Source organism: Ornithinimicrobium avium, from assembly GCF_003351765.1.
GTDB classification, from domain to species: domain Bacteria; phylum Actinomycetota; class Actinomycetes; order Actinomycetales; family Dermatophilaceae; genus Ornithinicoccus; species Ornithinicoccus avius.
Genome location: NZ_CP031229.1, coordinates 3,571,104 through 3,584,009, shown reverse-complemented (window position 1 = coordinate 3,584,009; position 12,906 = coordinate 3,571,104). Strand labels below are relative to the sequence as shown.

The 12,906-nt window shown below is 72.4% G+C and carries 9 protein-coding genes; 7 read left to right on the top strand and 2 right to left on the bottom strand.

Going from position 1 to position 12,906, the window contains the following annotated elements; translation table 11 throughout:
• Nucleotides 1-83: 83 nt before the first annotated feature.
• From DV701_RS16450 to DV701_RS16425, 6 genes are all read left to right on the top strand, one after another.
• Entirely contained in the window at nucleotides 84-1,982 is a 1,899-nt protein-coding gene (locus DV701_RS16450; RefSeq protein ID WP_114929911.1) for a 2-oxoacid:acceptor oxidoreductase subunit alpha, read from the top strand.
• Nucleotides 1,979-3,196 carry a 2-oxoacid:ferredoxin oxidoreductase subunit beta gene (locus tag DV701_RS16445; RefSeq protein ID WP_114929908.1) on the top strand — a complete coding sequence of 406 codons (1,218 nt, stop codon included), beginning with the start codon at nucleotides 1,979-1,981 and terminating at the stop codon, nucleotides 3,194-3,196. Before DV701_RS16450 ends, DV701_RS16445 begins: the two co-directional genes overlap by 4 nt.
• On the top strand, nucleotides 3,193-4,122 hold the full coding sequence (gene rarD, locus DV701_RS16440; RefSeq protein WP_114929906.1) for an EamA family transporter RarD: 930 nt from the start codon (nucleotides 3,193-3,195) through the stop codon (nucleotides 4,120-4,122). The genes DV701_RS16445 and rarD overlap by 4 nt, the downstream gene beginning before the upstream one ends.
• A gap of 59 nt (nucleotides 4,123-4,181) precedes the next feature.
• Nucleotides 4,182-6,125 (top strand): BCCT family transporter, encoded by a 1,944-nt coding sequence (locus DV701_RS16435; protein ID WP_114929904.1) that lies wholly within the window; start codon nucleotides 4,182-4,184, stop codon nucleotides 6,123-6,125.
• Between the two features lie 71 nt (nucleotides 6,126-6,196).
• Nucleotides 6,197-6,826 carry a TetR/AcrR family transcriptional regulator gene (locus tag DV701_RS16430; RefSeq protein WP_114929902.1) on the top strand — a complete coding sequence of 210 codons (630 nt, stop codon included), beginning with the start codon at nucleotides 6,197-6,199 and terminating at the stop codon, nucleotides 6,824-6,826.
• Nucleotides 6,827-6,908: 82 nt separating this feature from the next.
• Nucleotides 6,909-9,689 (top strand): MMPL family transporter, encoded by a 2,781-nt coding sequence (locus DV701_RS16425; RefSeq protein WP_114929900.1) that lies wholly within the window; start codon nucleotides 6,909-6,911, stop codon nucleotides 9,687-9,689.
• Here DV701_RS16425 and DV701_RS16420 read toward each other — a convergent pair.
• Nucleotides 9,656-10,657 carry a hypothetical protein gene (locus DV701_RS16420; RefSeq protein ID WP_162803102.1) on the bottom strand — a complete coding sequence of 334 codons (1,002 nt, stop codon included), beginning with the start codon at nucleotides 10,655-10,657 and terminating at the stop codon, nucleotides 9,656-9,658. The genes DV701_RS16425 and DV701_RS16420 overlap by 34 nt on opposite strands.
• 91 nt (nucleotides 10,658-10,748) lie before the next feature.
• Here DV701_RS16420 and DV701_RS16415 point away from each other — a divergent pair, with 91 nt between their 5' ends.
• Entirely contained in the window at nucleotides 10,749-12,257 is a 1,509-nt protein-coding gene (locus DV701_RS16415) for a sensor histidine kinase (RefSeq protein WP_162803101.1), read from the top strand.
• A 6-nt stretch (nucleotides 12,258-12,263) separates the two neighbouring features.
• Here DV701_RS16415 and DV701_RS16410 read toward each other — a convergent pair whose 3' ends face one another.
• Nucleotides 12,264-12,905: a response regulator gene (locus DV701_RS16410; RefSeq protein ID WP_114929894.1), complete on the bottom strand. Its 642-nt coding sequence runs from the start codon at nucleotides 12,903-12,905 to the stop codon at nucleotides 12,264-12,266.
• Between the last annotated feature and the right edge of the window lies 1 nt (nucleotide 12,906).

Here is a 12,906-nt window from a genome sequence, read left to right as displayed (position 1 = left end):
CCCGAGTGAGGGCAGCCTCACCGGAAATATCTCCCACCCTGGTTAGGGAAACCAAAGTTCGGGGGCGTACGCTGGTGAGTGATATGTCCAGCACCACTCCCCTGACCCAGCTCGACCGCGTCGTCATCCGCTTCGCGGGCGACTCCGGCGACGGCATGCAGCTCACCGGCGACCGCTTCACGTCCGACACCGCGGCGCTGGGCAACGACCTGTCGACGCTGCCGAACTTCCCCGCCGAGATCCGGGCACCGCAGGGCACGCTCCCGGGCGTCTCGAGCTTCCAGCTCCACTTCGCCGACCACGCGATCGCCACCCCCGGCGACGCCCCCGACGTCCTCGTCGCGATGAACCCGGCCGCGCTGCGGGCCAACCTGGGCGACCTTCCCCGCGGCGCCACGGTCATCGCGGACAAGGACGAGTTCTCCCGGCGCAACCTCGCCAAGGTCGGCTACGAGGCCAGCCCGCTGGACGACGGCTCGCTGGTCGACGCCGGCTACCACGTGCACGCCCTGCCGCTGACCAGCATGACCGTCGAGGCGCTGGCCGACCTCGACCTGACCCGCAAGGACAAGCAGCGCGCCAAGAACATGCTCGCCCTGGGGCTGCTGTCCTGGCTCTACTCGCGGGACATCGCCGGCACCGAGGCCTTCCTCAACGCCAAGTTCTCCTCCGCCCCGCAGATCCTGCGCGCCAACCTGATCGCGCTGCGCGCCGGGCACGCCTACGGCGAGACGACCGAGGACTTCGCGGTCCGCTACGAGGTCGCACCGGCACCGACGCCGCCTGGCACCTACCGCACCGTCACCGGGAACCAGGCGATGGCCCTGGGCCTGGTGACCGCCGCCCGCCGCTCGGGCCTCCCGCTCATCCTCGGCTCCTACCCGATCACGCCCGCCTCCGACGTGCTGCACCAGCTGGCGGCGCTCAAGGACCACGGCGTGACGACCCTGCAGGCCGAGGACGAGATCGCCGCGGTCGGGATGGCCCTGGGCGCCTCCTTCGGCGGCGCCCTGGGCGTGACCACGACCTCCGGACCCGGACTGGCGCTGAAGAGCGAGACGATCGGCCTGGCGGTCTCCACCGAGCTGCCGCTCCTGGTCATCGACATCCAGCGGGGCGGCCCCTCGACCGGGCTGCCGACCAAGACCGAGCAGGCGGACCTGCTGCAGGCGATGTACGGCCGCAACGGCGAGTCGCCGGTCGCCGTCCTCGCCTCCTCCACCCCCGGCGACTGCTTCTCCACGGTCCTGGAGGCGGTGCGCATCGCCACCACCTACCGCACGCCGGTGATCCTGCTCTCCGACGGCTACCTGGGCAACGGCTCCGAGCCGTGGGCGGTCCCGGCCGTGGCCGACCTGCCCGACCTCACCGTCGAGCACGCGGACCGGCCCAACGCCACCGACGAGCAGGGCGAGCCGGTCTTCCACCCGTTCCTGCGCGACGAGCAGACCCTCGCCCGCCCGTGGGCCGTCCCCGGCACGCCCGGGCTGGAGCACCGCATCGGCGGCATCGAGAAGGCTGACGTCACCGGCAACATCTCCTACGACCCGGCCAACCACGACACGATGGTGCGCCTGCGCCAGGCGAAGATCGACCGGATCGCGGACTCCATACCTGCCCTGCGGGTGGACGACCCGACCGGGCGCGCCAAGGTCCTCGTCCTGGGCTGGGGCTCGACCTACGGCCCGATCTCTGCGGCCGTGCGCCTGGTCCGCAGCACCGGCGCCGACGTCGCCCAGGCCCACCTGCGCCACCTCAACCCCTTCCCCGCCGACCTCGGCGAGGTCCTGCACCGCTACGAGCGCGTGGTGCTGCCCGAGATGAACCTCGGCCAGCTCGCGCTCCTGCTGCGCGGCCGCTACCTGGCCGACGTGCGCAGCCACACCGCGGTCCGCGGCCTGCCGTTCCCCGCCGCCGAGCTCGCGCAGGTGATCCACGCCCACCTGCTCGAGGTCGAGCAGACCACGGAGGCCACTGCATGAGCACCCCCCTCGGTATGCCGTCACCCGCGGGCTCCGCACCCGCGCCCCGCACCGGCACCGCCGGCGTCCCCAGCCTGCCCGAGGGCAGCACCCTGACGAAGAAGGACTTCACCTCCGACCAGGAGGTCCGCTGGTGCCCGGGCTGCGGCGACTACGCGATCCTCGCCGCGGTCCAGGGGCTGCTGCCCGAGCTCGGGCTGCGACGGGAGAACATCGTCTTCGTCTCCGGCATCGGCTGCTCCAGCCGGTTCCCCTACTACCTGGACACCTACGGGATGCACTCCATCCACGGGCGCGCCCCGGCGATCGCCACCGGCCTGGCCACCGCCCGCGAGGACCTCTCGGTCTGGGTCATCACCGGCGACGGCGACGCGCTGTCGATCGGCGGCAACCACCTGATCCACGCGATGAGGCGCAACGTCAACCTGACGATCCTGCTGTTCAACAACAAGATCTACGGGCTGACCAAGGGCCAGTACTCCCCCACCTCCGAGATCGGCGCCGTGACCAAGTCCACGCCGGCCGGGTCGGTGGACGGACCGTTCAACCCCGTCTCCCTGGCGATCGGCGCCGAGGCCTCGTTCGTGGCCCGCACGATCGACTCCGACCGCGCCCACCTGACCGGGGTGCTGCGCGCCGCCGCCGCGCACCGCGGCACCGCGCTGGTCGAGATCTACCAGAACTGCCCGATCTTCAACGACGGCGCCTTCCAGCTGCTCAAGGACAAGGACGAGGCCAGGGCGCGCATCGCGCACCTGCGCGCCGACGAGCCGGTCCGCGTCGGCGAGGACCACGTCGTGGTCCGCGACCACCAGGGCCGCATGGTCGTCGTGCCCGAGGCCGAGGCTGACCCGACCCGCGTGGTCGTCCACGACCCGGCGCAGACCGACCCCTCGACCGCCTTCGCGCTGTCCCGCCTGGACGACCCGACGATGCAGCACGTGCCGATGGGCATCTTCCGGCAGGTGCAGCGCCCCGTCTACGACGACCTCGTGCGCGACCAGGTCCGCGCGGCCGTGGCCGCGGGGGGCACCCAGGACCGGGACCCGGACGAGGTCCTCGCCGACCTGCTGCGCGGGCGCGACAGCTGGACCGTGGACGGCACCCGCCCCGGGGCGGTCGAGCAGTCGCTCGGGGGCGAGACCACCGACGGGCCCACCGCCGCGGCCGGCGACGCGCTCCAGCACGAGGGTGAACGGGCCCTGGTGGAGTGACGCCCGAGGAACGGGCGCGGCAGGGCACCGTCTACGGCTTCCTCGCCTACCTGCTCTGGGGAGCCTTCCCCCTCTACTTCGCCGTGCTGCGCCCGGCCGGACCGTGGGAGATCGTCGCCCACCGCATCATCTGGACGCTCGTCCTCTGCGGGCTGATCCTGCTCCTGCGCCGCGACGTGAAGTGGCTGCTGGACCTGGCCAGGCACCCGCGCCGGCTGGCCGGCGTCGCGGTGGCCGGCGTGCTCATCGCCCTCAACTGGGGCATCTACACGTATGCCGTGCTCAGCGGGCACGTGACCGAGGCCGCCCTGGGCTACTTCCTCAACCCGCTCGTCACGGTCGCGCTCGGCGTGGTCATCCTGCACGAACGGCTCCGGCGCACCCAGTGGGTCGCCGTGGGCATCGGCGCCGCCGCGGCGGTCTACCTCACCGTCGACTACGGCCGCCCACCGGTGATCTCGCTGGTGCTGGCCTTCAGCTTCGCCAGCTACAGCCTGCTGAAGAACCGCCTCGGTGTCTCGATGTCCGCGCTGCGCTCGCTCGCCGGCGAGTCCCTGACGATCCTGCCCGTCGCGGTCGTCATCCTGCTGTGGCTGGGGCAGCGCGGCGAGACGACGTTCCTGCGCGACGGCCCGGGCCACACCCTGCTGCTGCTCTCCACCGGCGTGGCCACCGCGGTGCCTCTCCTGCTCTTCGCCGCGGCCGCCTCCAGGGTGCCGCTGTCGACGATCGGCCTGCTGCAGTTCCTCACGCCCGTGCTCCAGTTGCTCACCGCCGTGCTGCTGCTCGGGGAGACGGTCCCCACCACCCGCTGGGTCGGGTTCGGGCTGGTCTGGGTGGCGCTCGTGGTGCTCACCACAGACATGGTGAACCACGTCCGGAGCGCGCGCAGGACCCGGCGGGACCTGCTCGACCCCAGCGCATAGGCCCACCTCGCTAGACTGCCCGTCGGAATGCCTGCGGACGGACGACGAACGGAGCAGCCATGACACCGGACGACGACGCCGGGGCCGACCACCCCGACGGGACCGAACAAACCCCCGCGGCCGAGGTGCCGTCGGGCACGGCGCCGGACATCCCCACCGAGGAGGTGCTGGCCGGGCTCCTGGCCGAGCAGGCCGGCAGGACGGTGCACCTCCCCCCGTCCGTCCACATCCACGACGAGGATCCCGACGAGGTGATCCTGCGCAAGCTGGCCAGCCACGGGGTGCACCTGAACAGGGGGATGATCGCCCCGCGGGTGTTCTGGCCCTCGCTCGTCGTCGTCCTCGGCGTCGTCGTCTTCGCCGTGGTCGCCCCCGAGCTCACGAGCCGCACCTTCGGTGGGATGAACAGCTGGATCGTCAACGATCTCGGCTGGTACTACATGCTCGTCGTCAGCGGGCTCGTGTTCGTGGCGATCGGCATCGCGGTCTCCCGCTACGGCAGGATCCCGCTGGGCCGTCCAGGCGACGAGCCCGAGTTCGGGGTCCTGTCCTGGTTCGCGATGCTGTTCGCCGCCGGCATGGGCATCGGCCTGGTGTTCTACTCCGTCGGCGAACCCCTCACCTACGCCTTCACCGACCCCAAGCCCGGGTGGATCGGCGACCAGTCGGAGATGGCCGGCAACGCGATGGCCCAGACCTTCCTGCACTGGGGGCTGCACCCGTGGGCCATCTACGCCGTCGTCGGGCTGGCCCTGTCCTACGCGATCCACCGCCGCGGCCGGCCCGTCTCGATCCGGTGGGCGCTCGAGCCGCTCTTCGGCGACCGGGTCAAGGGCTGGGTCGGGGACGTGATCGACGTGCTCGCCGTGGTCGGGACGCTCTTCGGGATCGCCACCTCGCTGGGGCTGGGCGTCCAGCAGATCTCCACCGGGATGGCAGCCATCGGGATCGTGGACGAGACGGACAACGTCCTGCTCGTCATCCTCATCGTCGTGATCACCCTCCTCGCCACGGTGTCCGTGGTCAGCGGTGTCGGGGCCGGTATCAAGTGGCTCTCCAACGGCAACCTGACCCTCGCCGGGATCCTGCTGATCAGCGTGGCGATCCTGGGTCCGACGGTCTTCCTCTTCGAGAACCTCATCCAGGCCCTGGGGATCTACCTGGGGGACTTCTTCCAGATGTCCTTCGACGTCGGTGCCTACCAGCGCAGCGAGGAGGCGTCGAGCTGGTTCGCCGGATGGACGATCTTCTACTGGGGCTGGTGGATCTCGTGGTCGCCGTTCGTCGGGGTGTTCATCGCCCGGATCTCCCGTGGCCGTACCATCCGCCAGTTCATCGCCGGGGTGCTGCTCGTCCCGACGATCGTCGGTTTCCTGTGGTTCTCCGTGCTCGGCGGCACGGGCCTGTTCCAGCAGATGTACCAGGACATGGACCTCGTGGGCAGCAACCTGGACGCGGACGGGAACCTCGTCGTCGAGGGCCTGATCTTCGCCATGCTGGAGAACCTGCCGCTCGGCGGGATCTTCTCCTTCGTCGCGATCCTGCTGGTGGCGATCTTCTTCATCACCTCCTCCGACTCCGGCTCCCTCGTGGTGGACATGCTCGCCTCGGGCGGGCACCCGGACCCACCGACGTGGTCACGGGTGCTCTTCGCCGCGCTCGAGGGGCTGGTGGCCGCGGTGCTCCTCCTCGCCGGTGGGCTCACGGCGCTCCAGGCCGGGGCGCTGGCGACCGCACTGCCGTTCTCCGTCGTCCTCATCCTCATGGTGTGGGCGACCATCAGGGCGTTGCGGAACGACGTGAGGGTGGCCGAGCAGGAGGAGTTCCGAGCGCGGCTGGCACGCGTCACCGAGGAGGTGGCGAGGTCGTCGACGGTCGGCGACCTGGTCGACGACCGGATCGACTACCGGTTGTCCCGCACCCGCAACCTGCTCTCCCGTGGTGAGCGCCAGGCGCAACGCCGCCGCTTCAGCGCCTTCCGGGGGCGGGACGAGGCTCCGTAGGGCTCGGCACGGCACTTCCAATGCATGCCGTGCAATTTTGCACGGCGTGCATGTTGTCCTACTCTTGAGGAATGTCCGCAGTCCCGCAGCCCGGTCGTCGTGAGCTGAACAAGACCCGCACCCGCGAAGCCGTGACCGAGGCCCTGCTCTCCCTGCTCGTCGAGAATCCCCCGGACGACGTCACCGTCGAGCAGGTCGCCGAGCGTGCCGGCATCTCGCGGCGCACCTTCTTCAACTACTACGCCGGGCTGGCCGCCGTGATCGGCGAGGTGCTGCGCAGCTACACCGACCGGCTGGCGGAGGCCCTGCCGGCCGACGCGCTCCGGCGTCAACCGGTGGCCGCCCTGCGGCGCCTGCTGCGCACCGCCGGGCTGGACCTGGGCTTCCTGACCTGGCTGGCGGCCCTCAACTGCCACGGCCCGGCCAAGGAGCAGGCCGTCCTGCTGGAGCGGGCGGTCTGGACCGATCTGGGCGGATGGTTCCGCGACGAGATCTCCGCGCGCCTGTCCGCGCAGGTCGACCCGCTCTACGTCGCCACCCTGGCCGACGCCGTCATGAGCGCCTTCTCGGCGGCCACCGAGCCGTGGTTGGCCCAGCTCGACGGCCGGGTCGAGGTGACCGAGGCCGACGCGGACGCGTTCCTCGAGCACGTGGACCGGGCGCTGGGCTATCTCGAGACCGGCTGGACCTCGACAGCCTGACCACCGCACGCGAGCGCCACCGGGGTTCGCCCCACCGGCGCTCACCCCATACCCCACCTCCCACCCACCCCGAAGGAACCACGTGGCTACCCTCCTGCACCGACTCGGACGCTGGTGCGCCGACCGCCGGCTCATCGTCGTCGCCGTCTGGGCGGCGCTGCTCGCCCTCACCGTCAGCGGCACCGTCCTGCTGGCCAAGCCGCTGACCAACGAGTTCTCCATCCCCGGAAGCCGCTTCGAGCAGGTGCTCACCACGCTGCAGGAGGAGATCCCCGAGGCGGCGGGCACCACCGGAACGGTGGTCCTCACCAGCGACACACCCTTCACCGACGCGCAGAAGGACGCCGTCGCCGAGGCGGTCCGGGAGTGGGAGTCGATCGAGGGCGTCACGGCGGTGGACCCGTTCGAGGCCCAGGACCAGCTCGACGGGACCGCCGAGGAGCTGGCGGGGGCCCGCACCGAGCTGGAGCAGGGTCGGGGGGAGCTCGAGACCGCCGAGGAGCAGCTGGGCGCGGCGGAGCAGAAGGTCGAGGACGGCCGGGCCCAGCTCGAGGAGGGTCGCAGCCAGCTCGAGACGGGCGAGGCGCAGGTCGCCGAGCAGACCCAGCAGCTGGAGGCCGGACAGGCCGCGCTCGACCAGCAGCTCGCCCAGCTCGAGGCGGGGGTCGCCGCCGGGCAGGTACCGCCGGCGGCCGAGCAGCAGGCCCGCGCCGAGATCGCCGCGGGACAGGCCCAGCTGGACGCCGGTCGCGAGCAGCTGGCCGCGGCCCGGGCCCAGCTGGACGCGGCCCGCGAGCAGGTCGCCCAGGGCGAGCAGGAGCTCAAGGACGGCCAGGCCCAGGTCGAGGAGGGTCGCACCCAGCTCGAGTCCGGCCGCACCCAGCTGGAGGACGGCGAGGCGGCGCTCGCCGCCGGCGAGCGGATGGCCGACCTCACGCAGGGCACGCGCCTGGTCAACGAGGGCAGCACCGTGGCCATGTCGCAGGTCAGCGTGATCGATGCCGAGGGATTCATCCCGCCGCAGACGCGCGAGCAGATCCTCGCCGTCGACGCGGGGCTCGAGGCGGCCGGGGTCCACGCCGACTTCAGCAAGGAGATCACCGACGACCTGTCCAGCATCATGGGCCCGGGCGAGGTGCTCGGTCTGGTCGTCGCCGGGCTGGTCCTGGTCCTCATGCTCGGCGCGCTGCTGGCCGCCGGTCTGCCGCTGCTCATGGCGCTGGTCGGGGTCGGCGTCGGACTGACAGGGGCGCTCGCCCTCACGCAGTGGGTCTCGATGAACTCCGTCACCCCCGCGCTGGCGCTCATGCTCGGGCTGGCGGTCGGCATCGACTACTCCCTCTTCCTCATCAATCGGCACCGCCAGCAGCTGCTCCGGGGCATGGGGGTGCGCGAGTCGATCGCGCTGGCCGTCGGCACGTCCGGCAACGCCGTCACCTTCGCCGGCCTGACGGTGATCATCGCGCTCTCGGCGCTGGTCATCACCAGGATCCCCTTCCTCGGCGTCATGGGCCTGGTCGCCGCAGGGACCGTCCTGGTGTCGGTGCTCGTCGCGCTGACCCTCACCCCCGCGCTGCTCTCGCTCATGGGCCTGCGCGTGCTGCCCCGCAAGGCCCGCCGCGCCCTGGACTCCGCCGGCACCTACTCGACGACCGGCGAGCACGCGCAGCCGGACCACCTGCGCGGCTGGGCCGCGTGGGTCCAGCGCCGACCCTGGCTGACCCTCGCCGGCGTGCTGGTGATCGTCGCGGGCCTCGCCTGGCCCGCTGCGCAGCTGCGCCTCGGCCTTCCCGACGGCTCCGCCGAGCCGGCCGGGTCGACGGCCTACCAGGCCTACGACACCGTGCGCGAGGAGTTCGGCGCAGGCGCCAACGGTCCGATCATCGTGGTCGCGCAGCTCGAGCAGCCGGTCGACGAGGGCGAGACCGCGCTGATGAACACGCAGGCCGACATCGGCGAGGAGCTCGACGCCGTCGACGGGGTGGTGCGGGTCCTGCCCGCCGGGGTGAGCGAGGACCGCTCGACGCTGGCCTTCCAGGTCGTGCCCGAGGGCGGGCCGGCCGAGGAGTCCACCGAGCAGCTCGTGGACCGGCTGACGGGTGCGATCACCGAGATCGGCGCCCATCAGGACGCGACGATGGGCCTGACCGGCCAGACGGTGGCCAACATCGACATCTCCCAGCAGCTGGCCGACGCGCTCCCGCTCTACCTGTCGGTCGTCGTGGGCCTGTCCCTGATCCTGCTGCTGCTGGTCTTCCGCTCGGTCCTGGTCCCGCTGCTGGCCACCGGCGGCTTCCTGCTCAGCGTGGCCGCCGCCTTCGGCGCTGTCGTCGCGGTCTACCAGCTGGGGCACCTGTCGCCGGTCTTCGACGTGCACGAACCCGGCCCGGTGCTCAGCTTCCTGCCGATCCTGCTCATCGGCATCCTCTTCGGGCTGGCCATGGACTACCAGCTCTTCCTCGTCTCGGCGATGCGCGAGTCGCACGTGCACGGCGAGCCGGCCCGCCGTGCCGTGGTCACCGGCTTCAACCACAGCGCCCGGGTCGTCACCGCCGCCGCGATCATCATGATCTCGGTCTTCGGCGGGTTCGTCTGGGCGCACCTGACGATGATCCGGCCCATCGGTCTGGGGCTGGCCGTCGGCGTCCTGGTCGACGCCTTCCTGGTGCGGATGACCCTCACCCCCGCAGTGATGTCGCTGCTCGGCGAGCGGGCCTGGTGGCTCCCGCGCTGGCTCGACCGGATCCTGCCGGACGTGGACGTCGAGGGCGCCAAGCTCGAGCGGCAGCTCGCCCCGGCCAGCCCCGAGCCGCCCACCGGCGACGCGGCTCAGGACGAGCGGGAGCTCTCCCCGAGTCGCTGACCGGCGGCCCGCAGCAGCGTCCGGGCGCCGGCCCGCGCCGCAGCCTCACCCTCGGTGACCTGCAGCGCGAGCCGGCGCCCGTCGCGCTTCCACACCACGATCCCCGGGCCCCCGTCGACGATGTATGCCGTGCGCTCGGGCAGCGCGCGCAGACCGATGCCGCCCCACCTCATCGGGTCCAGGTCGAGCACCTCGACCCCCACCACGTCCTCGGCGGCCACGCTGGCCACCCGCACCGGCAGGACCCGGGAACGGACCTCCAGGCCGGCCTCGTCCACCCGCAGCCGGACGCGCGACCAGGCCAGCGCCAGGAGCGCCGCACCACCGCCCACGAGGAGCACGACCACCACCATGACCAGGCTCTCCCCGCTCGCGGCCACGGCGACGGCGGTGACGAGGAACACCGCCACCAGCCCCCAGCCGATGACCCTCATGGTCCCGGACGAGACCTCGGTCGTCCAGGGCTCGACGGGCCGGACCGCGCTGCCCCGCAGCGGCTGGGTCCTGGCCCGCTCCGGGATGCGCTCGCGCAGCTCGGCGGGCGGGGGCACCCGGCGACCGTGCACGACATACCCCACGAGCCCGGCGACCAGCGCGCCGACGACCGCCAGCAGCGCCCAGAGCTGACCGACCTCCTCCGGCCCGCTGACACCGGTGCGCCAGACCGTCACCACGTAGACCAGCAGCGCTCCCCAGCCGACCGCTGCGGCCGCCGTGATCGCCCACCGGGACCACGCCTGCGGGACGACCCGCTGCAGCACCGCCAGGGCCGCCGCGGCGAGCGCGCACAGGACGACGACGGTCATGACCCCGACCAGGAGGCCGGCACCCGCCGTCCACCCGTCGGGCCGGCTGCCCGCCCAGTGGGTCGGGACCCGCTCCGGGGGCCGCAGGACCGGCACGACCAGCAGGAGCACCGCCAGCGGCAGGATGGTGAAGAGACCGGCGAGGACTCGGCGCGCGTTCATCGGGACCTTTCGAGGGCGGACCGGACCAGGGTATGCGGTGCAGGCGCGCCGGGGTCGCGTCCGGTCCGCTCCGCTAGCGTTGGCCCCGACCATGGACATCACCCAGCCTCCCCCACCAGGCGCCGAGACCGTCGCCCTCCTGCGCGCGGTCGACCAGCTCGGCGACAGCGACGACGCCGGCGAGCTCATCCGCCGGGGGCTGCGGCTCGCCCGCACGCTCACCGGGGCGCGCGCCGGGGTGCTCGCGATCGACGACGAGGGCCGCCCCGGACGGGTCGCCCAGGTCCTCACCGACGGGGTCGGGCACGACGACCCCGTCGTCGCCGCGCTCCTGGAGCATCCCGGCGACCCCGGGCCCGAGGTCGTCCTGCACGGACCCATCCGCGTCGGCGACAGCGACTTCGGCACGCTCCTGCTCACCGGGTGGCAGGACCCGCCGGGCGCGCTGGAGAACGCCGTCGTCCAGGGCCTGGCCGCAGCGCTGGGCCCGCGCATCGAGACCCTGCGCCAGCGCCGGGTCAGCGAGCTGCACGAGCAGGTGACCAGGACGGTCTGGGAGCTCAACCGCACGCTCGTGGACGAGGTGGACCTCGACGCGACACTGCCGCTGTTCACCGCGAGGGTGCGCGATCTCACCTCCGCCGAGGTGGTCGCCCTCGTCGGCGCCCGCAGCGACGGCCCGCAACGGGTGCTGGCCGCCTCGGGAGAGGATACCGCGCCCGCGCTGGCCGAGCTGGCTCCCGACCTGGCCGAGGTGCTGCGGTTCGGGACGGCGATGCACTGGTCCGCGACCCCCACCGAGACCAACCTCAGCAGCGACCGGCGCGTCGCCACGAGCCTGGTGCCGCTGGACACCCGTGCGGGGGACCCCGTCGTCCTGGTCGTGCACCGCTGGAAGCCGTCGCGCGGCGTGGCCGAGCGCCAGGTGCGCGACGTCGTCAGCGCCCTGGCACTGCACGCCTCGGTCGTCCTGGACCGCGAGCACGCCGAGCGCGAGCACGACCTGCTGACCGTCCTGCAGGACCGCGACCGGATCGCCCGCGACCTGCACGACCTGGTCATCCAGCGGCTCTTCGCGATCGGCCTCACCCTGCAGGGCGCCAGTCGCCGCGCGATCAAGCCCGAGGTCAGCGAGCGCCTCGAGGGCGCCGTGGCCGAGCTGGACCAGACGATCCGGGACATCCGCGCCACGATCTTCGAGCTGCGCCACCGGGCGGGGCAGGGCAGCTTCCGCGCGGACCTGCGCCAGCTCATCGACTCCTACGCCCCCACCCTGGGTTTCGCTCCCGTGGTCCAGCTCACCGGACCGATCGACTCGGTGACCGGGGAGGAGGTGCAGGCCCAGGTGCTCATGGTGGTGCGCGAGGCGCTGTCCAACGTCGCCCGGCACGCCCACGCCAGCTCGGCCACCGTGGAGGTCGAGGCCACCCCCGACCGCTTCACCGTGGTCGTCCGCGACGACGGCGTCGGTCTGGGCGAGGGAGCCGTCGAGAGCGGTCTGGGCAACGTGCGGGCCCGGGCGGCCGAGCACGAGGGCGAGGTCGAGCTGTCCTCGGGGCGCCCGCACGGCACGGTGCTGCGCTGGTCGGTGCCGGTCTAGGGGCGCCTACTTGTCGAAGAGCTTGGCGCCCAGGACCGCGGCCTGGGTCCGGCGCTCCAGCCCGAGCTTGGACAGCACGCTGGTGACGTAGTTCTTCACCGTCTTCTCCGCCAGGAACAGCGTCCCGGCGATCTGCCGGTTGGTCATGCCCTCGGCGATGAGCTCCAGGATCCGGCGCTCCTGGTCGGTGAGCAGCGCCAGCTTGTCGCCCTGGGGGTCGCCGTGGCGCAGCCGGTCCATGACCTTCGTCACCAGGGAGGGGTCGATCAGGGAGCGTCCCCCGGCGATGCTGCGGATCCCCTCGACCAGGTCGGTGCCGGCGATCTGCTTGAGCACGTAGCCGTCCGCGCCCGCCATGATCGCGGCGAACAGCGCCTCGTCGTCGTCGTAGCTGGTCAGGATGAGCGCCCGGATCTGCGGGTTGGCGGCGCGCACGTCCCGGCACACCTCGATCCCGGTGCCGTCGGGCAGGCGCCCGTCGAGGACGGCGACGTCGGGCGCGAGGTCGAGGATCTCCCGCGTCGCACGCTGGGCGCTGCCGGACTCTCCGACGACCTCGAGGTCGTCCTCGACCGAGAGCAGGTCGCGCAGCCCGCGCCGGACGAGCTCGTGGTCGTCCAGCAGGTAGACCCTGACCCTCTCGTTCATA